This is a genomic window from Sphingopyxis sp. 550A (genome assembly GCF_053569535.1).
This window is the reverse complement of the sequence record NZ_CM131615.1, coordinates 1,700,840-1,725,469: the sequence shown is the minus strand read 5'-3', so window position 1 is coordinate 1,725,469 and position 24,630 is coordinate 1,700,840. Positions and strand designations below refer to the sequence as shown.

The 24,630-nt window shown below is 65.0% G+C and carries 22 protein-coding genes; 14 read left to right on the top strand and 8 right to left on the bottom strand.

Annotated elements, in window-relative coordinates; genetic code table 11:
- Positions 1-50: 50 nt before the first annotated feature.
- Positions 51-1,772, bottom strand: a complete 1,722-nt coding sequence (locus ACVENA_RS08305) for a DUF885 domain-containing protein (protein ID WP_449328394.1) — start codon at positions 1,770-1,772, stop codon at positions 51-53.
- A 127-nt stretch (positions 1,773-1,899) separates the two neighbouring features.
- Between ACVENA_RS08305 and ACVENA_RS08300 the strand changes: the two genes are divergently transcribed.
- The 5 genes from ACVENA_RS08300 (at position 1,900) to ACVENA_RS08280 (ending at position 7,462) form a co-directional block, all read left to right on the top strand.
- Positions 1,900-3,210: an MFS transporter gene (locus ACVENA_RS08300; protein ID WP_449328393.1), complete on the top strand. Its 1,311-nt coding sequence runs from the start codon at positions 1,900-1,902 to the stop codon at positions 3,208-3,210.
- 151 nt (positions 3,211-3,361) lie between these two features.
- Positions 3,362-4,030: an RBBP9/YdeN family alpha/beta hydrolase gene (locus ACVENA_RS08295; protein WP_449328392.1), complete on the top strand. Its 669-nt coding sequence runs from the start codon at positions 3,362-3,364 to the stop codon at positions 4,028-4,030.
- Positions 4,027-4,947, top strand: a complete 921-nt coding sequence (cysK, locus tag ACVENA_RS08290; RefSeq protein WP_257550020.1) for a cysteine synthase A — start codon at positions 4,027-4,029, stop codon at positions 4,945-4,947. The genes ACVENA_RS08295 and cysK overlap by 4 nt, the downstream gene beginning before the upstream one ends.
- Positions 4,948-4,955: 8 nt before the next feature.
- Complete coding sequence (locus ACVENA_RS08285) at positions 4,956-6,137, top strand: cell wall hydrolase (RefSeq protein WP_257550018.1); 1,182 nt, start codon at positions 4,956-4,958, stop codon at positions 6,135-6,137.
- 98 nt (positions 6,138-6,235) lie between these two features.
- The gene (locus tag ACVENA_RS08280; RefSeq protein ID WP_257550016.1) at positions 6,236-7,462 is read left to right on the top strand and encodes a hypothetical protein; all 1,227 of its coding nucleotides are present in this window, start codon (positions 6,236-6,238) and stop codon (positions 7,460-7,462) included.
- Positions 7,463-7,729: 267 nt separating this feature from the next.
- Here ACVENA_RS08280 and ACVENA_RS08275 read toward each other — a convergent pair whose 3' ends face one another.
- The 5 genes from ACVENA_RS08275 to ACVENA_RS08255 all read right to left on the bottom strand — a co-directional run bounded on the left by ACVENA_RS08275 (position 7,730) and on the right by ACVENA_RS08255 (position 13,727).
- The gene (locus ACVENA_RS08275) at positions 7,730-8,866 is read right to left on the bottom strand and encodes a zinc-binding dehydrogenase (RefSeq protein WP_449328391.1); all 1,137 of its coding nucleotides are present in this window, start codon (positions 8,864-8,866) and stop codon (positions 7,730-7,732) included.
- A 76-nt stretch (positions 8,867-8,942) separates the two neighbouring features.
- Positions 8,943-9,686 carry a 3'(2'),5'-bisphosphate nucleotidase CysQ gene (locus ACVENA_RS08270; RefSeq protein ID WP_257550012.1) on the bottom strand — a complete coding sequence of 248 codons (744 nt, stop codon included), beginning with the start codon at positions 9,684-9,686 and terminating at the stop codon, positions 8,943-8,945.
- Positions 9,687-9,688: 2 nt separating this feature from the next.
- Positions 9,689-11,590: a sulfate adenylyltransferase subunit CysN gene (cysN, locus tag ACVENA_RS08265; protein ID WP_449328390.1), complete on the bottom strand. Its 1,902-nt coding sequence runs from the start codon at positions 11,588-11,590 to the stop codon at positions 9,689-9,691.
- 142 nt (positions 11,591-11,732) lie between these two features.
- The gene (gene cysD / locus ACVENA_RS08260) at positions 11,733-12,584 is read right to left on the bottom strand and encodes a sulfate adenylyltransferase subunit CysD (protein WP_449328913.1); all 852 of its coding nucleotides are present in this window, start codon (positions 12,582-12,584) and stop codon (positions 11,733-11,735) included.
- A gap of 240 nt (positions 12,585-12,824) precedes the next feature.
- The gene (locus ACVENA_RS08255; protein WP_449328389.1) at positions 12,825-13,727 is read right to left on the bottom strand and encodes a LysR family transcriptional regulator; all 903 of its coding nucleotides are present in this window, start codon (positions 13,725-13,727) and stop codon (positions 12,825-12,827) included.
- A gap of 100 nt (positions 13,728-13,827) precedes the next feature.
- On the opposite strand from ACVENA_RS08255, the gene ACVENA_RS08250 reads away from it, so the two are divergent.
- The 3 genes from ACVENA_RS08250 to ACVENA_RS08240 are packed head-to-tail and all read left to right on the top strand — an operon-like array spanning position 13,828 to position 15,619.
- Entirely contained in the window at positions 13,828-14,997 is a 1,170-nt protein-coding gene (locus ACVENA_RS08250) for an isovaleryl-CoA dehydrogenase (protein WP_449328388.1), read from the top strand.
- Positions 14,994-15,344, top strand: coding sequence for a hypothetical protein (locus tag ACVENA_RS08245; RefSeq protein WP_449328387.1), 351 nt, complete (start codon positions 14,994-14,996; stop codon positions 15,342-15,344). The genes ACVENA_RS08250 and ACVENA_RS08245 overlap by 4 nt, the downstream gene beginning before the upstream one ends.
- The gene (locus ACVENA_RS08240; RefSeq protein ID WP_257550002.1) at positions 15,341-15,619 is read left to right on the top strand and encodes a hypothetical protein; all 279 of its coding nucleotides are present in this window, start codon (positions 15,341-15,343) and stop codon (positions 15,617-15,619) included. The genes ACVENA_RS08245 and ACVENA_RS08240 overlap by 4 nt, the downstream gene beginning before the upstream one ends.
- Positions 15,620-15,639: 20 nt before the next feature.
- Here ACVENA_RS08240 and ACVENA_RS08235 read toward each other — a convergent pair whose 3' ends face one another.
- Positions 15,640-17,727 carry a M13 family metallopeptidase gene (locus ACVENA_RS08235; RefSeq protein ID WP_449328386.1) on the bottom strand — a complete coding sequence of 696 codons (2,088 nt, stop codon included), beginning with the start codon at positions 17,725-17,727 and terminating at the stop codon, positions 15,640-15,642.
- Between the two features lie 146 nt (positions 17,728-17,873).
- Here ACVENA_RS08235 and ACVENA_RS08230 point away from each other — a divergent pair, with 146 nt between their 5' ends.
- From ACVENA_RS08230 to ACVENA_RS08205, 6 genes are all read left to right on the top strand, one after another.
- A complete protein-coding gene (locus ACVENA_RS08230) occupies positions 17,874-19,472 on the top strand; it encodes a carboxyl transferase domain-containing protein (protein WP_449328385.1) in 1,599 nt (532 codons plus the stop codon).
- A gap of 76 nt (positions 19,473-19,548) precedes the next feature.
- Positions 19,549-19,995 (top strand): endonuclease domain-containing protein, encoded by a 447-nt coding sequence (locus ACVENA_RS08225; RefSeq protein ID WP_449328384.1) that lies wholly within the window; start codon positions 19,549-19,551, stop codon positions 19,993-19,995.
- Positions 19,992-21,830 carry an acetyl/propionyl/methylcrotonyl-CoA carboxylase subunit alpha gene (locus tag ACVENA_RS08220; protein WP_449328383.1) on the top strand — a complete coding sequence of 613 codons (1,839 nt, stop codon included), beginning with the start codon at positions 19,992-19,994 and terminating at the stop codon, positions 21,828-21,830. Before ACVENA_RS08225 ends, ACVENA_RS08220 begins: the two co-directional genes overlap by 4 nt.
- Complete coding sequence (locus ACVENA_RS08215; RefSeq protein WP_449328382.1) at positions 21,827-22,285, top strand: N-acetyltransferase family protein; 459 nt, start codon at positions 21,827-21,829, stop codon at positions 22,283-22,285. Before ACVENA_RS08220 ends, ACVENA_RS08215 begins: the two co-directional genes overlap by 4 nt.
- Before the next feature lie 2 nt (positions 22,286-22,287).
- Positions 22,288-22,740 (top strand): MaoC family dehydratase, encoded by a 453-nt coding sequence (locus ACVENA_RS08210; protein ID WP_449328381.1) that lies wholly within the window; start codon positions 22,288-22,290, stop codon positions 22,738-22,740.
- Complete coding sequence (locus ACVENA_RS08205; protein ID WP_449328380.1) at positions 22,740-23,591, top strand: HpcH/HpaI aldolase/citrate lyase family protein; 852 nt, start codon at positions 22,740-22,742, stop codon at positions 23,589-23,591. The genes ACVENA_RS08210 and ACVENA_RS08205 overlap by 1 nt, the downstream gene beginning before the upstream one ends.
- Here ACVENA_RS08205 and ACVENA_RS08200 read toward each other — a convergent pair whose 3' ends face one another.
- Complete coding sequence (locus tag ACVENA_RS08200) at positions 23,592-24,599, bottom strand: TIR domain-containing protein (RefSeq protein ID WP_449328379.1); 1,008 nt, start codon at positions 24,597-24,599, stop codon at positions 23,592-23,594.
- Positions 24,600-24,630: the final 31 nt, after the last annotated feature.

Below are 24,630 nucleotides of genomic sequence, written 5' to 3'. Positions count from 1 at the left end.
CTAGCCCCTTTGGACGAGAGGCTAGCCGCGGGTCATTCGATTCGCCAGCCTCAGAAGACCGCCTTCGGCGCGTCCTCCTTCATCATCGCGGCGCGCACCATCGGAATCGGCGGGCCGCCGTAGGAGAGGAATTCGTCGTGGAACGCTTTCCACTTCGTCCTGTCCCCCTTGGTCCAGTCGTCGCGGAGCTTGCGGATCATCAGCTTGCCCATCGTGTAGTTGAGGTAGAGCGGATCATAGGTTCCGCGCGCGGCCTGCTGCCGCGCATTGCCATCGTCCTGATAGCATTGCTCCTTGAACAGCTTTTCCGAGTCCGCGACGGTCATCCCCTTGGTGTGGAGCCCGATCGCCGAGATGAAGCGGCAATCGCGGAGCAGCGCGTTCGAAAGCTGGCCGATATGCGTTTCGGGGTCGCCGTCTCCGAGTCCCGCGTCCCACATCATCTCCTCGGTATAATGCGCCCAGCCCTCGGCAAAGGCATAGCCGACGAACAATTTGCCGAAGATGCTTTCCGCGCGGTTTGAGTGGAGGAAGTTCAGGAAGTGGCCCGGCCACACCTCGTGGACCGACGTGAAGAGCAGATCCTTCTTGCCCGGAACGAAGGCATCCTGCGTCGCCTTGTCCCAGCTCGGGTCGGGCGGCGAAATGTAATAGACCGACGGCAGGCCTTTCTCATACGGCCCCGGAATGTCGATATAGGCGCTGTTCTGGCGGTTGTACGGCGGCGATTCCTCTACCTGCGCCTGCTCGGTGCCGGGGATCGAGACGAGATCCTTTTCGGCGATGAACGCGCGGAGCGCCGGAAGCTGGCGCCGGGCCTCGGCGACAGGACCATCGGCGGGCTTGTCCGAATTCATCTTCTTCATGCAATCGGCGATCGTCATCCCGGCGGCGTAAGTCGCGCAGGCGGCTTTCAGCGCATCCTGGTTCCGCTTGAGGTCGGCCTGACCGATGCGCTCCAGCTCATCCAGCGGGGTATCGACCGCTTCGTTGGTCAGGATCATCTTGGCGAAATTGTCGGCCCCGATCGCATAGCCGTCGGCGGTGCCCGGCTTCGAGCCAATATAGGCGGCGAGATCCTTCATCGCCGCCGCGGCCTTCGCCGCTGCCTCGTCGAACTGCTTCTGAAGCTCGGGATCCTTGACCTCGGCAAAGGCCTTCTTGGCGTCACCGGTATAATAATCGGCGAAACCGCCGAAGCCCGCGGTGCCATATTTGACGAAGGTCGCGGGCAGCGGCAGCTTGATGTTCGCCTTGATCTGCTCGGCGGCCGCGGGGACTTTCTGCGCATAGGCGATAAACGCCTTCATCCGCGTCGGGGCGTCGGCATAGGGCCGCGAGACATAGACGTTGGGGTCGAGCTGCCCGACATAATAGGCCGGGTTCTTGTGCGGGAAATCGGCGTCCTTCAGGAAAAAGAGCTGCCCCTGCGCGACATGCACCAGATAGTCGCGCTCGAACTTCTCGGCATCGGTCATCTTGCCGTCGAACGCCTTGGCGTCTGCGATCGTCTTTTCAAGGAAGGCAATCTGTTTCTGAAGGCCGTCGGCCGACCAGTCGGGAAGCTGACCATCAAATTCGTGCTTGCCCTGATAGACCGCGAAATTGGGGTTGAGCGGAAAATAGCCCGCGAGGAAATTGTCGCGAAACTCGGTCCAGTTCTTCGCCTCCGATCCCGACGCGGGCTTGTCGCCCGATCCGTTGCAGGCGGTGAGGACGAGCAGCGCCGCGGCCATGGCGGCACCGCCGAAGCGGGCAAATTGACGTGTCATTCGATCATCTCCCTCAATCGATGGCGGGTTTCTGCCACCGCGTCCGACGAATGACACCCGTTAATCGACGAACGGCATGGCCATGCGCTCTGGACAGAGCCGAATTCCCCTCTAGGGCGTGAGGCCGATGGCAACGATATTTCCCCCAGACGGCGAAGAGCCGGAGATGCCGGGCCCGGCGATCCTCGATCCCTCTCCGCTAAGCATCCCCGACTATCGCTATTACTGGATCGCGCGCTTCACCGCGGTGATGGCGACGATCGCGGTGGTCGTCGTGATCGGATACCAGCTCTACGACACCGCGCGCACCGATTACGGCATGACGATCAAGGAAGCGTCGTTCCAGCTCGGCCTGCTCGGACTCGTCCAGTTCGTGCCGATCGCGCTCTTGACCCCCGTCGCGGGCTGGGCCGCCGACCGGTTCGAGCGGCGCAGCGTCGCGATCTTTTCCAACGCCATCGATTTTGCGATTGCGGCCGTGCTCGGCTTGTTCACTTGGACCGACGGGCTGACGCTGAACCTGCTGTTCGGCCTCGCGGCGATGCATGGCGTCGCGCGCGTCTTTTCGGGGCCGGCAATGAGCGCGATCGCGCCCAACATCGTCCCGCCCGCGATCCTGCCCCGCGCGATCGCGATGAGCAGCATCGCCTGGCAATCGGCGTCGGTGATCGGTCCCGCGGCGGGCGGCCTGATCTATGCCGCGCATCCGACGTCGGTCTATATCTTCGCCGCGATCCTTCTCGTCATCTCGGCCTGGACGATCAGCCGGGTGCGGCCCGTGCTGCCGCCGCCCGCCGAGGTGCGCCGCCATCCGCTGCGCGAGATGGTCGACGGTCTGCAATTCGTCTGGAGCGAGCGTTTCCTGCTCGGCACGATCACGCTCGACCTGTTCGCGGTCATCCTGTCGGGCGCGACCGCGATGCTGCCCGTCTATGCCCGCGACATCTTGCACGTCGGCTCCGAAGGACTCGGGCTCCTGCGCGCCGCGCCGGCGGTCGGGGCCGCGGTCGTCGCGCTCGGCCTTGCGATCCGCCCGATCGAGCGCAACGTCGGGGTCAAGATGCTGTGGGCGGTCGCGGTCTTCGGCGCCGGAACGGTGGCTTTCGGCCTGTCGACCAATCTGCTGCTCTCGCTGGCACTGCTCGTCCTGATGGGCGCGGCCGACATGTTCTCGGTCTTCGTGCGCGGCACGCTGATCCAGCTCAACACCCCCGATCATATGCGCGGGCGGGTCAGCGCGGCGTCGGGCCTCGCGATTTCGGCATCGAACGAGCTCGGCGAGATGCGCGCGGGCGCGATGGCTGCGGCGCTGGGACCGATCAGCGCCGTCGTCGTCGGCGGCGCGGCGGCGATCGGCGTCACCGCGCTCTGGGCGTGGCTCTTTCCCGAACTGCGGCGCGCCCGGACCTTCGAGGCGCGGTTCGACATGGGCGACTGACGCATTTCCGCACCGCTTCGCAGGCCCGGAGTCAGCTCGTCGCACGCCGCTGTCCTTTCGCCACAAAGCTATTGTCAATTTATTTTGTTGAGTTATCCAGGACGTACCCGTCACCGCGGTTCCCCCTCCTCCCATCGATGGAGAACCCGCCATGCAAGGCAGCCAAATTCGCCATAAAATCCTGACCATTCCGGGCCTTCACAACAGCGGCCCGACTCACTGGCAGAGCCTGTGGGAACGCAAGTTCGCGAACGCCGAGCGAGTCGAACTCGGCCGCTGGTCGCACCCCGACCGCGAAGCGTGGACGCGCCGGATCGCCGAGGCGATCGAGGCCGAAAGCGCGCCGGTGCTGATCGCCGCGCACAGCCTCGGCTGCCACGCCTTCGCACACTGGTTCGCGGCGGCGAGCACTCCGACGCGGGCTCGTATCGCGGGGGCGCTGCTCGTCGCGCCGCCCGACCTTGGGCGACTGCGGCACGAAAAGCGCATCACCGGCTTCGCCGACACCCCCGGCTTCACGTCGCAGACGCCAATTATCGTCGTGGCGAGCGACGATGATCCCTATGCCAAGACCGCCTATGTCTGGCGCCTCGCGCGCCAGTGGGACGCGCGCTTCGTCAACGCCGGACCGTTCGGGCACATCAACGCCGACTCGGGCATCGGGGACTGGCCTTATGGACAGTATCTGCTCGCCTCGTTACAACCCGCGCCGACGCCTGCGCTGGCGGACGAAAGCCAGTGGCTGCGCGCCGGAGACTGGCCGAACCGCGTCCGCCGCGACCCGCGGTTTGAATTCAAGGAAAGAGCGTACCGATCATGAAAGCCAATTCGATCCTCGATACCATCGGGAACACGCCGCATATCCGCATGGCAAAGCTGTTTCCGGACGCCGAAGTCTGGATCAAGTCCGAACGCAGCAATCCCGGCGGTTCGATCAAGGATCGCATCGGCCTGGCGATGATCGAGGCGGCCGAGCGCGACGGCAGCCTGAAGCCCGGCGGCACCATCGTCGAGCCAACGTCGGGAAACACCGGCATCGGCCTGGCGATGGCCGCCGCGGTCAAGGGGTACAAGCTGATCCTCGTCATGCCCGAAAGCATGTCGCTCGAACGCCGGCGCCTGATGCTCGCCTATGGCGCGACCTTTGACCTCACCCCGCGCGAAAAGGGGATGAAGGGCGCGATCGAGCGGGCGATCGAACTGGTCGAGACGACCCCCGGCGCCTGGATGCCCCAGCAGTTCGAGAATGAAGCGAATGTCGACGTCCACCTCCGCACCACGGGGCCGGAAATCCTCGCCGATTTCAAGGACACGCCGATCGACGTGCTGATCACCGGCGTCGGCACCGGCGGCCATATCACCGGGGTGACGCAGTTCCTCAAGCAGCATTGGCCGAACCTGAAGGTGTTCGCGGTCGAGCCGACCCAATCGCCGGTCATTTCGGGCGGCCAACCGGGCCCGCATCCGATCCAGGGCCTCGGCGCCGGGTTCATCCCGCGCAATCTCCATACCGACCTTCTCGACGGGGTGATCACGGTCGAGGCCGCCGACGCCAAGCGTTGGGCGCTGCGCGCCGCGACCGAGGAAGGCATGCTCGTCGGCATCTCGTCGGGCGCGACGCTGGCGGCGATCGAGCAGAAGCTGGCCGAGCTTCCGCCCGGCACGCGCATCCTCGGCTTCAACTACGACACCGGCGAGCGCTATCTTTCGGTTCCCGACTTCCTGCCGGAAATCTGACCCCTCGAATGCGCCTGACCGGCGATTCATCGGCGACGTCGCTGCGGCGCGACTGCCCAGCGGCGACGCCGCGTCTAGACTGGACCGGCTGGCTGTTCGTCCTGATCGCCGCCGCGGCGATCGTCGCGGTGCTTTATGCCAGCGGACAGACGAACGCGGGTCGGCATGGCGCGCGGCCGCACCCGGTCGCGCCGCCCGCCGATGTCGTTCCCGACGTCCAGCCGATGGAACTCGCGCCGGTCACCGAAGCCGACGCCCGCGCGCAGAACGCGGAGATTCCGCTCGTCACCAGGGGGTTCGTCGCCGCGCGGCCCTTCCTCTATGCCGGAAGCGGCGACGCCCGCGTCCGCGCGCGCGACTGCCTTGCCGCGGCAATGCTCTATGAGGCGGGCGACGATTCGAAGGGGCAGCTTGCGGTCGGGCAGGTGGTGATCAATCGGGCGCGGCATCCCGCCTTTCCCAAGTCGATCTGCGGCGTCGTGTTTCAGGGGTCCGAGCGTACCACCGGATGCCAATTCACCTTCACCTGCGACGGCGCGCTGAACCGCCGCTATTCGGACGCCGCCTGGACGCGGGCGCAGGCGAATGCGGACAGCATGTTGTCGGGAACGACCGACCCCAGGGTCGGGCTCGCGACCCATTATCACACCGACTGGGTGCGCCCCTATTGGAGCGACAGCCTGGAAAAGATCGCGATCGTCGACACCCACCTCTTCTTCCGCTGGCCGGGCTATTGGGGAACGCCGGGCGCGTTTCGCGGTACCGTGTCGGGGAATGACGGCGGGGTCGCCAAAATGGCGGCGCTCTCCCCTGCCCACGCGCTTGCAGTCGGCGCGCCGCCGATCGAACTCGCGGGGGTCGACGCCAATGCCGCGGTCGGCGCGCCGAAGGTCGTCGCCGGCGCCGGCGAAGCCGCTGGCCGCGACACCATCTATGTCGCGCTTGACCGCCGCGCCGCGCCCGAAAGTTTCGTCACGACCGCGCTCCGCCTCTGCGGCGACAAGCCCTATTGCAAGTTCATGGGCTGGACCAATCCGACGCTCAAACCCGACAGCGACACGATGAGCGACATGCAGCGTGCAGCGATGACCTTCTCCTATCTCCGCGACGACAAGGCGGGGTTCGAGAAGGCGCTGTGGAACTGCAGCGAATATAAGCGCGACGACACGCGTCAGTGCATGAAGCGCTAGGCGTCGTCGAAAATCGCGGCTGGGATGCCCACTCCGCGCCCTTCGATACCAGCGCAGAAGCCTTGGGCTTCGGCTCGGGGGTCAAAGGGGGAGCAGATATGAAAAAGGCGATAGTGTCTTTGACGGCGGCTGCGCTGATGGTGCAGCCGGTTGCGGCGCGCGCGGCGAACAGCGGGGCGGACACGCCCGAGGAAATCGCCGAAGACGCGGCGCGCGATCTCAAGGACAGCCGCTTTTACAACAAGCCCGGCGCCACCCGGGCGGAATATGATGCCGATTGGCAAACCTGCCGCTTGATCGCACGGGGATCGCAGACGCCGGCCGGGTCGGTGCCGATATACAATCCCGCGCTATATAATCCCGCCATCTCGCCGCTTGCGGCGGGAATCGGCGGCGGAATCGGCGCGGCCATCGGTGCGGCGATCGTCGAAGGCCAGATGCGCCGCGCCAACCGGCGCAACTGTTTGCTGATCAAGGGATGGCGGCTGGTCGAGCTTCCCGCGGCACAGAGCGCGAAGATAGCCGCCTTGTCGGACGCCGAGCGGCAAAATTATTTCGAAACCATGGTCGGCGCACAAGCGGTCGAAGGCGAGGTTACCGAAATGACCAGCTTCACCCCTGTCGCCGATGACAGGCTGAACATGCGCGGCCCGCTGGCGGGTCCGCCCTCGCTGTTCCTGGGCAAGAAAGTCGATCCCAAGGTACCGCTTGCGCTCGCCGAAAACGAGGGCGGGCTGGTCCTTGCCTTCCGCCGCAACGACGCCGGAAGCGCGGGGCGCTCCGGCCGCGTTCAGATCCGTCGTTTCGACCGTGAGAATGGCGACCTTTTCTACCAACCGCGCGACTGGAAGAAAAAAGGGGATCACACCACTTACGGCAGCGAATTCGTCAGCCGGGACAAAAAGGCCGCCTATGAATTGCAGGTCGTTAAACTGACCCCGGGCTGGTATATATTGCAGACCGATGCCGTGGGCACGGTTCTGCCCAACACGACCAATTGTTTCGGCGCTCCGGCTTTTGAGGTCAAGGCAGGCGAATATACCTATCTGGCCGACGCGACGCCTTTTCTCGATGCGCAGCTTGCCGCAGGCGGCAGGTACAGCGGCATGGGCTATGCGCGGAATTTCGATGATGCCAGGGCCGCGATGGCGGCTTTCCAGCCCGATGCGGCTGCGCGGATGGTGGAAGCCAGAATCGAGAATCGCGCAACCTACAGCTGTGCCGGACAGGTCATGACTCGGATGGATTTTCCCGGCGTGACCGACGTTGTTCCGGCGCCGGTCGACAAGACCATGCCTGAAGCTGTGGAATTGCCGACGCCCTGATCCGTCCCCTGCCCGGTCCGGATACAGGAGTCCGTGGATCGGATATCGAGGATATGGATCAACGGTGAATGACCGAAAACGGGGGTGGATTGCGGCCCTTCCCAACCTTCGTCATTCCCGCGAAAGCGGGAACCCAGAGCGTGCGTCGGCTTCCGCCACGCTGGGTTCCCGCTTTCGCGGGAATGATGAGGCTATGAGACGAGGAGCGCCGCTTTTGCGGTCGAAGGCAACCCTTCGCTATTCTATCCTAATCGCCCCCGCACCTCTTCACCCATGCGGACGGATCAGATATTTCTCGCCGGTCCGCTTCGCATTATAGGCGTGCGCCGTGTCGAGGTTCAGCGCTTCGGTCAGCGAGATTTCGTGGCTGTAATGGCTCTTGAAAGTGGTCGTCAGTTCATCGACGACGCGCTGGCGCATACGGCCGACGACCTCCATCCCCGCTTTCGCCATGAAGGGGGTGAGCAGAAAGCCCGACAGCGACCAGGTCAGGCCGAAGCTGCGGTTGAGAATCGTCGGACCGACGTCGAGCGCTCCATAGATGTAGACCTGCTTGAACGTGTCCGAACCATAGCGGCTGTAAGTGGTCATGCGCTTCACCGCCGCCACTTCCATCGCCGAGAGGATCTGGCCCGCCAGCTTGCCGCCGCCGATCGCGTCGAAGCCCAGCGTCGCGCCGGTTTCGACGATCGCCGCAACCAGCTTGTCCTGGAAACCCTCATCGCTGCTGTTGACGATATGCTGCGCGCCGATGCCCTTCAATATCTCGACCTGTGCGTCGCTGCGTACGATATTGACGAGCGGAATGCCGTCCTTGGCGCAAATCTTGACGAGCATCTGGCCGAGGTTGGAGGCGGCGGCGGTGTGGACGATGGCGCTGTGATTTTCCATCCGCATCGTTTCGGTAAAGGCCAGGCTGGTGAGCGGATTGACGAAGCAGGAAGCACCGTCCACCGGATCGGTGCCCTCGGGCAGCGGCATCACCATCTGTACGGGCAGGCAGCGATATTCGGCATACATCTCGCCGCCGAGCAGCGCGACGGTCTTGCCGAGCAGCGCCTGCGCTTCGGGCGAGTCCCCGGCCTTGACGACGGTGCCGCAGCCTTCGTTGCCGATCGGCAGCGCATCGCCGATCCGTCCACCCATCGCGCGCATTCCCGCCGGCGGCACATCGGCGGTGATCATCGGCAGCCCGTCACGCGTTCCCGCGCGCGCGGTCGTCATGTCGGCGCCGCCGAACAACAGGCCAAGGTCGGATGGGTTGATCGGCGTCGTCAGCACCTTGACCAGCACCTCGTGCGGCTTCGGCTCAGGCATCGCGCGGCGCTCGAAATAGACCTCGAGCTGCCCCTCGGGCTTCACGAGCGTCACCATGACGGTGTTGGTTTCAGGCAGGTCGGTCATCGCGCGTCTCCCGTGGTTCGGTTTTTCGATGCAACCGAATTAGGGCGCGCCGGCCTTGCTGGCAATGGCTTGGCCGTCAGGCGTGAGAATATTCCGCGGCGAGCCGGAGGACGTCCGCGGCCAATTCCTTTCGGCAGATCAACAGATCGGGAAGATACGGATCCGGCCTGTTATAACGAAGCGGTGCCCCGTCGGCGCGGCTGACGTGCAGTCCGGCGGCCTGCGCCACCGCAATGGGCGCGCAATTGTCCCATTCATATTGGCCGCCGGTGTGGAGGTAGATATCGGCCTCGCCGCGCACCACCGCCATCGCCTTTGCGCCTGCCGAACCCATGGCGACAAGCTCCGCGTCCAGTCTCTCCGCGACGAAGACGGCCTCGGCGGCAGGCCGCGTGCGGCTGACGAGCATTTTGAACGGCGCGTTTGCGGGGCGAAGCGGCAGCGGGTGGCCCGAGGTCAGCGTGATGCCCAGCCCCGGCAGCGCGACCGCGCCCACCGTCGCGATGCCGTCGATGGCCAGCGCGACATGCACCGCCCAATCGTCGCGCCCCTCGCCATATTCGCGGGTACCGTCGAGCGGATCGACGATCCACACGCGGCTCCGGTCGCAACGCGCCGGATTGTCCTTCTCTTCTTCGGACAACAGCGCATCGTCGGGACGCGCGGCGCGAAGTTCGCGGCACAGGAGCGCGTTGGCCTCGGCGTCCCCGGCCTTGCCGAGTTCCTTGCCCGCAAGATCGCCTCGCGTCCGAAGCGTCATCAGGATCGCCCCCGCGGCGGTCGCGAGGCGGGCGGCGAGTTGCTCGTCATTCTCGGTCATGCTCACCCCAACAAGCGATCGATGATCAGATCGGCCGCTGCCTCGGGCGACATCGCGGTCGTGTCGATGCGGATCTCGGGCGTGGCGGGTGCCTCATAGGGGCTGTCGATCCCGGTGAAATTCTTGAGCTGTCCGGCGCGCGCCTTCTTGTAGAGGCCCTTGACGTCGCGGCGTTCGGCCTCGGCCAGCGGCGTGTCGATGAAGATTTCGAGAAACTCGCCTTCGGGCAGCATCGCGCGCACCATCTCACGCTCGGCGCGGAACGGCGAGATGAACGCCGTGATGACGATCAGCCCGGCATCGGTCATCAGCTTCGCGACCTCGCCGACGCGGCGGATATTCTCGATCCGGTCGGCCTCGGTGAACCCCAGGTCGCGGTTGAGCCCGTGCCGGACATTATCGCCGTCGAGCAGGAAGCTGTGCCGGTTCATCCGGTGCAGTTTCTTTTCGACGAGGTTGGCGATCGTCGACTTGCCCGACCCCGACAGCCCGGTGAACCAAAGCAGCGCGGGGCGCTGGTTCTTGAGGTTCGCGCGCATGTCGCGGTCGATGTCGGTCGCCTGCCAATGAACATTCTGCGCGCGGCGCAGGCTGAAATGCAGCATCCCCGCCGCGACGGTCGCATTGGTCAGCTTGTCGATCAGGATAAAGCCGCCGAGCGTGTGATTGTCGGCATAGGATTCGAACACGACCGGCTTGTCGGTCGACAGTTCGACGACACCAATGCCGTTCAGATCGAGCGTCTTCGCCGCCAGATGGTCGAGCGTGTTGACGTTGATCTCATATTTCGGCGCCTGCACCGTCGCCGACACGCTTTGCGTCGCAAGCTTCAGCCAATAGGCGCGGCCCGGGATCATCGCTTCATCGGCCATCCAGACGAGCGTCGCCTCGAACTGATCGGCGGCCTCAGGCGGTGCATCGGCGGCCGCGATCACGTCGCCGCGCGAGCAATCGACCTCGTCGGCGAGCGTCAGCGTCACCGACTGGCCTGCGACGGCTTCCTGCTGGTCACCGTCGAGCGTCACGATGCGGCCGACGGTCGTCGTCTTGCCGCTCGGCAGGATGCGCACCGCGTCGCCCGGCTTAACCACTCCGCTGGCAAGCTGCCCTGAAAAGCCCCGGAAATCGAGATTGGGGCGATTGACCCATTGCACCGGCATGCGAAAGGGCTTCGCTTCGGCGGCGGTGCTGCCGATTTCGACGCTCTCGAGATGCTCGATCAGCGCCGGTCCCTTGAACCAGGGCGTGTTCACCGAAAGGCCGGTGATATTGTCGCCCTTGAAACCCGAAATCGGGATCGCGGTGAAGCTGGTGATGCCGATCTCGCTCGCGAAGGCGCGGTAGGCGAGCGTAATGCGGTCGAACACCGCCTTGTCGTATCCGACAAGGTCCATCTTGTTCACCGCGAGCACGATGTGCTTGATCCCGAGCAAATGCGCGAGGAAGCTGTGCCGCCGCGTCTGCGTCAGCACCCCCTTGCGCGCGTCGATCAGGATCACCGCGAGGTCGGCGGTAGAAGCGCCTGTGACCATGTTGCGCGTGTACTGTTCGTGCCCCGGCGTGTCGGCGACGATGAACTTGCGCTTTTCGGTGGTGAAGAAGCGGTAGGCGACGTCGATCGTGATGCCCTGCTCGCGCTCGGCGGCGAGGCCGTCGACGAGCAGCGCGAAGTCGATCTCCTGCCCCTGCGTGCCGACGCGTTTGCTGTCGGCTTCGAGCGCGGCGAGCTGATCCTCGAAGATCATCTTGCTGTCATAGAGCAGCCGCCCGATCAGCGTCGACTTGCCGTCATCGACCGAGCCACAGGTGATGAAACGGAGCAGCGACTTCTTCTCGTGCTGCGCGAGGTAGGCGTCGATGTCCTCGGCGATCAGCGCGTCGGTGACATAGATAGGGTCGGTCATATCTTTAACTTCGTTATTCCCGCGAAGGGCGCTGCGAGGCGCGTGACTCGCAGCGCAATCCCGCTTCGTCCATTGGTTCCGAAAGAGGCCCCCGCCTTCGCGGGGGTTGACCCTTCGTCAATCTGAAGATTGACGTGGCGGGTCAAAAATACCCCTCCTGCTTCTTCTTTTCCATCGACGCGTCGCCGCCGTCCTTGTCGATGACGCGGCCCTGGCGTTCGCTGGTCGTGGTCAGCAGCATTTCCTGGATCACTTCGGACAAGGTCGCCGCCTCGCTCTCGACCGCGCCGGTGAGCGGGTAGCAGCCGAGGGTGCGGAAGCGCACCGAACGTTCCACCGGCACCTCGCCCTCCTTCAGCGGGAAGCGGTCGTCGTCGACCATCAGCAACAGCCCGTCGCGCTCCACGGTCGGTCGCGGCGCGGCGAAATAGAGCGGGACGATCGGGATATTTTCGCGCGCGATATATTGCCAGATATCGAGCTCGGTCCAGTTCGAGATCGGGAAGACGCGGATACTCTCGCCTTTCGCTTTCTTCGCATTGTAGAGGTTCCAAAGCTCGGGACGCTGCTTCTTGGGATCCCAGCCATGGCTTGCGGTGCGGAACGAGAAGATACGCTCTTTCGCCCGACTCTTCTCTTCATCGCGCCGCGCGCCGCCGAAAGCGACGTCGAAGCCGTAAAGGTCGAGCGCCTGCTTCAACCCTTCGGTCTTCCACATGTCGGTGTGCAAGGGGCCGTGATCGAACGGATTGATCCCGCGCTCCTTCGCTTCGGGGTTCTGATAGACGATGAGTTCCATGCCGCTCTCGCGCGCCATGCGGTCGCGCAGTTCGTACATGGCCCGGAATTTCCACGTGGTGTCGACGTGCAGCAACGGAAACGGCGGCGGCGAGGGATAGAAGGCCTTGCGCGCCAGGTGCAGCATCACCGCGCTGTCCTTGCCGACGCTATAGAGCATGACGGGCTTGGCGGCGTCGGCCATCACTTCGCGCATGATATATATGCTCTCGGCCTCCAGCCGATCGAGATGGGTCAACCCGGACGATCCTGCCCGCAAATCAGACGACACCAACCAGCCTCCTCATATGTCCGCCGGGCAACGGATTAGCGCATTCTTCATTTCGCCCTACGTCCAAATGGACGGGATATGCCGGTCGCCGTAACGCCGCGCCCGGCCCATGGGCAAACATTATGGCCTTTGGGCGTTGCAAGTCTGGCTTGTGAGATCGCTGGCTCATCCGGCGGCATCGACTTTTTCCTGCCGCCATTCGGTGCCGATCGAGCCGATCGTTTCGAGGACGCGGCTCAATCGCGGCTCAACCGCGGGCAAGGCTCGCCACGCCGGATCGAGGACCAGTCCCAGTTCACGCCGGAAGTCATAGCCTGTGACCTTCAGCGGGGCGACGCCGCCGATCGCCAGCGATATGGGCGCGGTGGTGATCCCGACTCCCGCGGCAACCATCCGCAGGCAGCGCTCGTCGCTGTCGCTGCGCAACGCGAAGCGCGGGCGGACGCGGCGGCGGGTGAAGAAACGACTGGTCGCGTCGAGCAATTCGCACGACCGGCGGGCGATCATCGTTTCGGAGGCCAGCTCTTCCGGGTCGACCTCATCCCGCCCCGCGAGCGGATGATCGGCGGCGACGAACATCACGAAAGGCTCTTCATAGAGCGGCACGACATCGGGCGCTCGCTCGCCGGGACGCAGCGGGACGATCGCCATGTGGAGACGCCTGCCGTGGATCGCCGCGCGCAGTTCGGACTCGCTATTCTCGCTGATCTCGAGCCCGAAATCGCGTGCAAGCAGGGCCGCGATATTCTGCAGAATTTCGCCGGGAACTGACCGGATCGTCCCGAGCCGCAGCAGCGGCTTGTCGCCCTCTTCGACGCGGCCGAAGCCGTCGGCGGCGCGAAAGCCGCGTTCGAGGTCGCGCGCGATCGGCAGGAAGCGCCCGCCCGCCTCGGTCAGGCGGATCTGGCGGCGATTGCGGATGAAGAGCGGCGCGCCGACGATGCGTTCGAGGTCGGCGATGCCCGTCGACAGCGCAGGCTGGGTCACGCGAATCTGCTGCGCGGCGCGGGTGAAGCTGCCGGCGTCGACGACCGCGAGGAACTGCCGGATGTGGGACCGCTTGATCATAAATTTTCCTTATGCTGAATCGCGCGTAGTTTCAATTTTCATATGAACGCGCTTTCGGGCAGACAGGGACGATGTTCCGCCCCTGACCGAAGGGATGCTCATGCGCGCTACCCCCGATTTCGACTTCGCGCTCGGCGAAACCGCCGACATGATCCGCGAGACCACCGCCCGCTTCGCCGACGAGCAGATCGCACCGCTCGCCGCCAGAGCCGACGCCGAGGACTGGTTCCCGCGCGACGAACTGTGGACGCAGATGGGCGCGCTCGGCCTGCACGGCATCACTGTCGAAGAGGAATGGGGCGGGCTCGGGCTCGGCTATCTCGAACATGTCATCGCGGTCGAGGAAGTCTCGCGGGCGTCGGGCGCGATCGGCCTCAGCTACGGCGCGCATTCGAACCTGTGCGTCAATCAGATTCGCCGCTGGGGCAATGCCGAGCAGAAGGCGAAATATCTTCCCAGGCTGATCAGCGGCGAGCATGTCGGCAGCCTTGCGATGTCCGAAGCGGGTGCGGGCAGCGATGTCGTGTCGATGAAACTGAAGGCCGAGAAGAAGGGCGACCGCTTCATCCTCAACGGCACGAAGTTCTGGATCACCAACGCAACCTATGCCGACACGTTGGTCGTCTATGCCAAGACCAGCCCCGAGGCGGGATCGCGCGGGATCACCGCGTTCCTGATCGAAAAGGACATGCCGGGCTTCAGCATCGGGCAAAAGATCGACAAGGTCGGGATGCGCGGTTCGCCGACCGCCGAGCTCGTCTTTACCGACTGCGAAGTGCCCGAAAGCCAGGTGATGGGACCGGAGAACGGCGGCGTCGGCGTGCTGATGTCGGGACTCGATTATGAGCGGGTCGTCCTCGCCGGGCTTCAGCTCGGTATCATACAGGCGTGCCTCGACACGGTCATTCCCTATGTTCGCGAGCGCAAGCAGTTCGGCAAGCCGATCGGGTCGTTCCAGCTTATGCAGGCGAAGATCGCCGACATGTATGTGATGCTCCAGTCTGCGCGCTCCTACGTCTATAATGTCGCCAAGGCGTGCGACGCGGGGCAGACGACGCGCTTCGACGCCGCGGGCTGCATCCTGCTCGCGAGCGAGAATGCGGTGAAGGTCGCGGGCGAGGCGATCCAGGCGCTCGGCGGCGCGGGCTATACGAAGGACTGGCCGGTCGAGCGTTACTGGCGCGACGCCAAGCTGCTCGACATCGGTGCGGGGACCAACGAGATTCGCCGGATGCTGATCGGCCGCGAACTGATCGGCGCCGGCGCATGATCTGGACCGGGCTGTCGGCTGCCTTCATGGTGGCGGCAGCGCTGGTGCATTCGCTGCTCGGCTACCGGCGCCTGATCGCGCCGCTGCTGCGGAGCGGCGGCGGTCTGCTCGCCGACGCGCTGGTCCGCCGGATCGTCCGCTTCGCCTGGCACGCGACATCGGTGCTGATGCTCGTTTCGGCGGCGGCGGTTGCGTGGCCGGGCACACCGAAGGGGCTGCTGACAGCCATCGGCGCAGCCTGGCTGGCGACGGGCCTCTTCAACGCCGTTTATACGAAGGGCCGCCACATCGCCTGGCCCGTGCTAAGCGGGGCGGGGCTTTTCGCCCTGATCGGCGGTTTCGCATGAATCAGACCCTGCTCGACGCGCTGCAATATTATGGCGCCGCCGCGGCGACGCTTGCGGCGCTGCTCGTGTCGCTCAATCTCGGCGAGCGGTGGAACGGCTGGGCGTTCGTGATCTTCGTGACAAGCAGCCTCGCGCTGATCGCCTGGGGCTTCCTGCAACCCGACAGCGAAGGCATCGGCTGGCAGAATGTCGCGCTGCTCTGCATCAACCTGGTCGGCGTCTACAGTCACCTGATCCGCAAGAGGCCCGCGAAGAAGGAAGGCGGGGCCGATTGATGCCCCGCCCTGCCTTGGCGTTATCCCCACACGCGCACGCGCTTGTCGGGCGCGAGGTAGAGCTTGTCGCCTTCCTTGACGTCGAACGCCTTGTACCAGGCATCGAGGTTGCGGACGGTGAGCGCGCGGTACATGCCCGGCGCATGGCCGTCGGTCGCGATGCGCGCGCGCAGCGCCTCGTCGCGCATCTTGGTCGCCCAGGTCTGCGCATAGGCGATGAAGAAGCGCTGATCGCCGGTGAAGCCGTCGATCACCGGCGCGGCCTTGCCGCCGAGCGAGGCGTGATAGGCGTCGTAAGCGGCCTGCAAGCCCGCGACGTCGGCGATATTCTCGCCCAGCGTCAGCTTGCCGTTCACCGCGAGGTCGGGGAACGGCTTGTAGGTGTCGAACTGCGCGGCGAGCGCGGCGCCGGCTTCCTCGAACTTCTTGAGATCGGCCGCCGTCCACCAGTTGCGCAGCGCCCCGGTCGAATCGAAGGCCGCACCGTTGTTGTCGAAACTGTGGCTGATCTCATGCCCGATGACGGCGCCGATCGCGCCATAATTATAGGCGGGGTCGGCGGCGGCGTTGAAGAAGGGCGGCTGCAGGATCGCGGCGGGGAAGTTCAGCGCGTTCTGTACCGGCAGGTTGACGGCGTTGACCGTCTGCGGCGTCATCCACCATTCGGCCTTGTCCATCGGCTTGCCGATCTTGGCGAGCTGATGCGCATATTCGGCCTTCTCGCCCGCGACTTCGTTGGCATAGGCATTGTCGGTGCTGACGGTGTAGCTGCCGTAATCGCGCCAGGTTTCGGGATAGCCGACGCCGACGACGATCGTCTCGACCTTCTTGATCGCTTCCTTCTTGGTTTCGGGGGCCATCCAGTCGATCGCGTTTACGCGCGTGGCGAACGCCGCCTTGATGCCCTTCACCATATCGCCGACCTCGGCCTTCGCCGATGCCGGGAAATATTTCTCGGCATAGACGCGGCCGACCGCGTCGCCGAGGTCGGTGTTCAGCGCATCGAGCGCGCGCTTGTCGCGGCTGCGCTGCTCCGGTGTGCCCGAAAGCGTCGTGCCGTAAAAAGCGAAGTGCGCATTATCGAGCGCGCTCGGAAGCACGTCGGTGTGGCTGTTGATCTGATGGAACGCCAGCCAGTCCTTCCACGTATCGAGCGGCTCCGACGCCACGAGCGCCGACAGGCCGGTGATCGCCCGCGCATGATAGGCACCGAACTTCGCCGCCTTGTCGAGCCCGGCGGCCGCGAAATATGCGTCCCAGTCGATGCCCGGCGCCTTGGTCGCGAAATCGCCCTTCGCCCAGACGCCCGCCGACTTGGCGAAATCCTCGCTGTCCTCGCGGTTCGCGTGCGCCTTCGCGATCTTGACCTCGAGGTCGTAGATGCGCTTCGCCTTCGCCTCGGCATCGCTCTGGCCGGCGGCGGTCAGCAGCTTGGCGATATAGGCCTGATACTGCGTGCGGATCGTCGCCATCTTGGGATCGGCCGACAGATAATATTCGCGCTCGGGAAGGCCGAGACCGCCCTGCAGCACATAGGGGATCACCTCACCGGGCGTGGCGAGCCCTTGCGTCACGAAGATGCCGAACAGATTTTCGGTGTTGAAATCGGTCGCGTTCAGCGGATCGACGTCGGCGCGCGTCTGCTCACCCAGCACCTTCGACAGCGAGGCCTTGTCGGTGATCGCCGCGAAGCGCGCGAGATCGGCCTCGACCGGCTTCATCCCCGCGGCGTCGATCGCCTTGGTGTTCATATAGGCATTGTAGAAAGCGGCGATGCGGCCGTCGTCGGTCTTGGGATCGCCGCCGCTCTTGACGATCGCATCGACCAGCTCGCGGGTGCGCTTTTCGGTTTCGAGGAAGGCTATGTAGAAGGCGCCAGTCGACGAGCGGTCCGCCGGGATCGCGGTCGTCTTTTGCCAATTGCCGTTGGCATAGGCGTAAAAGTCGTCGCCGGGCTTCACGCTGGTGTCCATCGCGGTCTTGCTGATGCCGAGTTCGGTGCCGACGGTGTAGCTGGCGTCGGCCTTGTCGCCGCCCTTCGAACAGGCGACCGGACCCGCGACGATCGCGGCGGTGGACAGAAGGATGGCGAAGACGGTCTTTTTCATGGGGTCGGCCTTGCTTTCATGGGGGATGCGATAGGGCATAGGCCTGTGACGATCCGGTTTCAATGCCAACCATTTTCGGCCTGCGGTCCTTGTGGGTCGACGAGCGGCGGGGTATCCCGCCAGACTTCAGCGGGAGAGTGAGAGACGTGAGCGCGCCTGTTCTGGGAACGATGATCGATGCGGAAAGCGACGCGTTTCGCGCCAATGCCGCGCACAATCGCGGCCTGCGCGACGAACTCCATGCGCGGGTCGCCGCAGCGGCACTCGGCGGCAACGAAAAGTCGCGCGAGCGGCATACTTCGCGGGGCAAGCTGCTGCCGCGCGAGCGGGTCGAGCGGCTGCTCGATCCGGGCTCGCCCTTCCTCGAGATCGGGCAGCTTGCGGCGGGCGACATGTATGAAGGCGAGGTGCCGGGCGCCGGCATGATCGCCGGCATTGGCCGCGTGTCGGGGCGGCAGGCGATGATCGTCTGCAACGACGCGACGGTGAAGGGCGGCACTTACTATCCGATGACGGTGAAGAAGCATCTCCGTGCGCAGGAGATCGCCGAGGCGAACCGCCTGCCCTGCCTCTATCTCGTCGACAGCGGCGGCGCCAATCTGCCGCATCAGGATCAGGTCTTTCCCGACCGCGACCATTTCGGGCGCATCTTCTTCAACCAGGCGAATATGAGCGCCAAGCGCATCCCGCAGATCGCCTGCGTGATGGGAAGCTGCACCGCGGGTGGCGCTTACGTGCCCGCCATGAGCGACGAGACGGTGATCGTCCGCAATCAGGGCACCATCTTCCTCGCCGGCCCGCCGCTGGTGAAGGCCGCGACGGGCGAAGAGATCAGCGCCGAGGACCTGGGCGGCGGAGACCTGCATGCGAAGAAATCGGGCGTCGTCGATCACCTCGCCGAGAATGACGAACATGCGCTGACGATCGTGCGCGACATCGTCTCGACCTTCGGCGCCGAGCAAGGCTTCGAGGTGACGATGAAAGACCCGCGCCCGCCCAAATATGCCGCGGAGGAGCTTTACGGCATCATCCCGCAGGACGTGCGCGCGCCTTACGATGTCCATGAGGTGATCGCGCGCATCGTCGACGGCAGCGAATTTCACGAGTTCAAGGCGAACTACGGCAGCACGCTCGTCTGCGGTTTCGCGCATATCTGGGGTCTTCCGGTCGCGATCCTCGCGAACAACGGCGTGCTGTTCAGCGAGAGCGCGGTCAAGGGCGCGCATTTCATTGAACTGGCGCAGCAGCGACGCATTCCCCTGCTCTTCCTCCAGAACATCAGCGGCTTCATGGTCGGCGGCAAATATGAGGCCGAAGGCATCGCCAAGCACGGCGCGAAGCTGGTGACCGCAGTCGCCACCGCGACGGTGCCGAAGATCACCGTGCTAATCGGCGGCAGCTTCGGCGCGGGCAATTACGGCATGTGCGGGCGCGCCTATTCGCCGCGTTTCCTCTTCACCTGGCCCAATGCGCGGATCAGCGTGATGGGCGGCGAGCAGGCGGCGAGTGTGCTGGCGACCGTCCACCGCGACGCCGACAAATGGACGCCCGAAGAGGCCGAAGCCTTCAAGGCGCCGATCCGCCAGAAGTACGAGGACGAGGGCAACCCCTATCACGCCACCGCGCGCCTCTGGGACGACGGCATCATCGACCCCGCGCAGACCCGCGACGTGCTGGGGCTGGCCTTCGCCGCAACGCTGAACGCCCCGGTCGAAGACCGCGGCTTCGGCGTGTTCAGGATGTGATGACGGTGCAGCGCTATAAGATCCTCCCCGGCACGGGGAGGGGGACCATCCGCAGGATGGTGGAGGGGCACCCTCGATGATCACCGGCCCCCGCGCCACACTGAAACGCGCCCGCAAATTGCGCAGCGAAATGAGCCTTCCCGAGCGGATGCTCTGGCGGGTGTTGCGAGGGCGGCCGGATGGTTTCAAGTTTCGACGCCAACACCCGGCGGGCATCTATATTCTGGATTTCTATTGTCCGGCGGTGCGGCTGGCGATCGAGGTCGATGGGCGAACGCATGACGGTGAGCGCGCTGCGCGACAGGATGCGGTCCGATCAAATTTCCTGAAGTCGCAGCATGTCGCGACGCTGCGCGTGCCGGCAACGGCGATCATGACCAATTTGGAGAGCGCGATGATGCGGATAATGGACGTGTGCAAGGAACGGGCGATGAAGATCAGCGAACGACAAGGCAAACCGCCTGTGCCCCTCCACCATCCTGCGGATGGTCCCCCTCCCCGTGCCGGGGAGGATCGGCCATGATCCAATCCCTCCTCATCGCCAATCGTGGCGAGATCGCCTGCCGCATTATCAGCACCGCGCGCGAGATGGGCATCAGGACCGTTGCGGTCTATTCGGACGCCGACGCCAAGGCGCTCCATGTGCGCGAGGCCGATGAAGCCGTGCATATCGGGCCGTCGCCGGCGCGTGAATCCTATCTGGTGGGGGAGAAGATCATCGCCGCCGCCAAGGCGACCGGGGCCGAGGCGATCCATCCGGGTTATGGCTTTCTGTCCGAAAATGCCGAGTTCGCGCAGGCGGTCCTCGATGCGGGGCTCGTGTGGGTCGGGCCGAAACCGTCGTCGATCACCGCCATGGGGCTGAAGGACGCCGCGAAGAAGCTGATGGCCGAGGCCGGGGTGCCGGTGACGCCGGGCTATATGGGCGAAAATCAGGACCCCGCTTTCCTCGCCGAGCAGGCCGCGCAGATCGGCTATCCCGTCCTTATCAAGGCGGTCGCGGGCGGCGGCGGCAAGGGGATGCGCAAGGTCGATGCCGAGGCCGATTTCGCCGACGCGCTCGCCTCGTGCCAGCGCGAGGCGGCGGCGTCGTTCGGCAACGACCATGTGCTGATCGAAAAATATATCCTGACCCCGCGCCATATCGAGGTGCAGGTGTTCGGCGACGCCCACGGCAACGTCGTCCACCTGTTCGAGCGCGACTGCTCGCTCCAGCGGCGGCACCAGAAGGTGATCGAGGAAGCTCCTGCCCCCGGCATGGACGAAGCGACGCGGGCCGAGCTTTGCGCCGCCGCGGTGCGCGCCGCGAAGGCGGTCGACTATGTCGGCGCGGGGACGATCGAATTCATCGCCGACGCCAGCGAGGGCCTGCGCGCCGACCGCATCTGGTTCATGGAAATGAACACGCGCCTTCAGGTCGAGCATCCGGTGACCGAGGAAATCACCGGCGTCGATCTGGTCGAATGGCAGCTTCGCGTTGCATCGGGCGAGCCCTTGCCGCTAACGCAAGAGCAATTGGCGATCAACGGCTGGGCGATGGAGGCGCGGCTCTATGCCGAAGACCCGGCGAAGGGCTTCCTGCCCTCGATCGGCACGCTCGAACTCTTCCAGCTTCCCGAACATCTCGGCCGCATCGACACCGGCGTTTACGAGGGCGCCGAGGTTTCCCCTTTCTACGATCCGATGATCGCGAAGGTCATCGCTTATGGAGAGGATCGAGAGGAAGCGCGCGCGATGCTGTCGGAGATGCTGGAGGACAGCGCGATCTGGCCGGTAAAAACGAACGCGGCCTTCCTGATTGCCGCGCTCGATCATCCCGATTTCGTGGCGGGTACGGTCGATACGGGGCTGATCGGCCGCGACGGCGACCGCATGGCCGCCGAGCCGGCGCCATCGAGCCAAGCGCTGACCAACGCTGCGATGGCGATGGTGCCGCGCTCGCTCCAATCGGGCTTTCGCCTCAACGCCCCCGATGTGCGCAGCGTGCCCTTCCTGCTCGACGGCAAACGCGTGGACGTGACGCTCCACGGCCCCGGCGCCGACGAGCCCGCGCCATCGATGCTGATCGCCGAAGCGGGCTCGGTCTGGCAATTGTCGCCATGGCGCGCGGTTGGGGGTGCGAGCGGTAGCGCCGGTGACGGCGCGATCCTGTCGCCGATGCCGGGCAAGATCATCGCGGTCGATGTCGCAGCGGGTGACGCGGTAACCAAAGGGCAGAAATTGCTGACGCTCGAGGCGATGAAGATGGAGCATAGCCTGACCGCGCCGTTCGACGGCGTCGTCGCCGAACTCAATGCCGTCGCGGGCGCACAGGTGCAGGTCGAGGCGCTGCTCGCCAAGATCGAGGCGGCCGAATGAGCGGCTTTATCCTCCGCGACGCGACGAAGGCCGACCTTCCCGCGATCCTCGCCATGCTCGCCGAGGATGTGATTCCGCCGGGCCGCGAGGCCGACCCATCGGACCCGCGTTATCTCGCCGCGTTCGAGGCGATCGACGCCGACCCGAACCAGCGCCTGATCGCGGCGGAACTGGGCGGCCGCGTCGTCGGGACGATGCAACTGAGCTTCCTGCCGGGGCTTTCCTTTATCGGAAGCTGGCGCGGACTGATCGAGGCGGTGCGCATCGTCGCCGACCTGCGCGGACAGAGACTGGGCGAGCAGATGATCCTGTGGGCGGTGGACCAGTGCCGCGCACGCGATTGCAAGCTTGTCCAATTGACGTCGTCGTCTACACGCACCGCGGCGCACCGCTTCTATGCCCGGCTCGGCTTCTTGCAGAGCCATGTCGGCATGAAATTGCATTTGAGGGACTGACGATGGCAGGCAGGTTTTTCGACGAATGGACGATCGGCGACACGCTCGCGCACGACATAAGGCGCACGGTGACCGAGACCGACAATCTGTTGTTCACGACGATGACGCACAATCCGCAGCCGCTGCATCTCGACATCGAGGCGGCGAAGGCGTCGGAGTTCGGGCAGATTCTCGTCAACGGCACCTTCACCTTTAGCCTGATGGTCGGGCTGTCGGTCGGCGACACGACGCTCGGCACGCTCGTCGCCAACCTCGGCTACGACAAGTTGGTGATGCCGAAACCCGTGTTCCTCGGCGACACGCTGCGCGCGACGAGCGAGGTGATCGGCCTCAAGGAATCGAAATCGCGGCCGAATGCGGGTATCGTCACCTTCCTGCACCGCTGCATCAACCAACGCGACGAGACCGTCTGCCAGTGCGAACGATCGGCGCTGATCAAGAAGAAGGACGCCTGATGCGCCTCCGCTCCCTGCTCTTCGTCCCCGGCGACCGCCCCGAACGCTTCGCCAAGGCGGCCGCGTCGGGCGCCGATGCGATCATCCTCGATCTAGAGGATTCGGTTTCGCTCGCGAACAAGGAGGCGGCGCGCGCCGCGATTGCCGACTATCTGGCAGGCGAACGCGAGGTCATCACATTGGTGCGCGTCAATCCGCTCGACGGGCATATGACCGCAGCCGATGTTGCGGCGATCGCCGCCGCGCGACCCGACGCGATCATGCTTCCCAAAGCCGAGGGCGCGCCGAGCATCCAGCAACTCGACACGATCCTGCGCAGCGAATCCGCGCGCGATGCGTCGCTACCGCCGATCCTGCCGATCGCGACCGAAACGCCCGCGGCGATCTTCACCCTCGGCAGCTATCGCGAAGCGAAGGAGCGACTCGTCGGCCTGACCTGGGGTGCCGAGGATTTGCCTGCGGCGATCGGTGCGACGACGAGCCGGAACGAGGACGGCAGCTACACCTCACCCTATGAGGTCGCGCGCGCGCTGACCCTGTTCGCGGCGCATGGCGCGGGGGTCGCGGCGATCGACACCGTCTTTCCCGCGATCAAGGACGAAGCGGGGCTTGCCGCCTATGCCGCGCGCGCGCGGCGCGACGGCTTTACCGGCATGATGGCGATTCATCCTTCGCAGGTCGCGCCGATCAACGCCGCCTTCACGCCCTCGGCCGATGAGGTCGCGCGCGCGCAGGCGATCGTCGATGCCTTCGCCGCCAATCCGGGGGTCGGCGTGCTGCAGGTCGACGGCAAGATGGTCGATGCGCCGCACCTCAAGCAGGCGCAGCATATATTGTCGCTGGCCGATTGATCAGGCGCTGCAAGCGGGGCCGCGCAGCCATTTCTGCGTTTCGTGGGTGCGAAAGCGCACCATGCCCTGACTGGTCTGCATGGTGACGACATTGTCGAACTCCATGCTGGTACGCGTATAAGTGCCGCGGATCGTGATCTGGAGATTGCCCTTCGGATCTCCCGCGATCTTGCAGTTGAGATAGCCGCTCACGCGGCCGCCGTTCATCTTGAACGACCCGATCGTGCATTGCGATTCATGCCGGGGGTCGAACAGTTCGACATCGGGCTTTGCAGCGACTTTCTCGCTTATGCAGTCCTCGGGATCGGGGTCGGTTTCAACCATGTCCTTGATCTGTTTCTGATATTCGGGCGGAAGCTCGGGGAACAATATCTGCACCATCTCGCGCTTGCCGGTCCAGATGCCCGGCTCGATCGGATTGGCGGCGACCTCGCCCGCCGGCACGGCATCCAATCCGCGAGAATGCCACCATAAGCCCCCCGCCAGCGCCGCGACGAGCACCGCCCCCGCAAGCCGCAGCCACAAGGTCCGGCGGCGCGGTGCGGTAGAGTGAGTCGCTGCGGTGGGCGCGAACGCGCTTGGCGTCGGCTTACCCGATATTGCTGCGACGATACGGTCGACCGCCTGCTCCTCACCCGCGAACCAGTCGATCCACTGATAATCCTTGAGCCAATAGGCGAGCCCCTGCGCCGGGACATCCTCCAGCCGCACCGGAAGAATCGTCTTGTTGCCGTCTTCACCCAGCATCAATTCGCGCTTCACATGGCGCGACTGGTCGGACTGGGCGCAAAAGAGCAGGACGATCGCATCGGACCGCGCGATCTGATCCAGGATCGCCTGATCGAAAGCAGTGCCCGCTGCAATATCGTCGGGCGCGAGCCAGCCGTCGATCCCGCGCGCCGCCAACAGCGTCTTGAGACGCCGCGCGATGGCGACCTGCGAACTGTGATGGCTGATGAAGGCGGAAGGCCGCTTCGGATCGACAGGCATGGCAGCGGCGTCCGGCATCGCAGAACATCATATGAGCGAATGCAGCGCC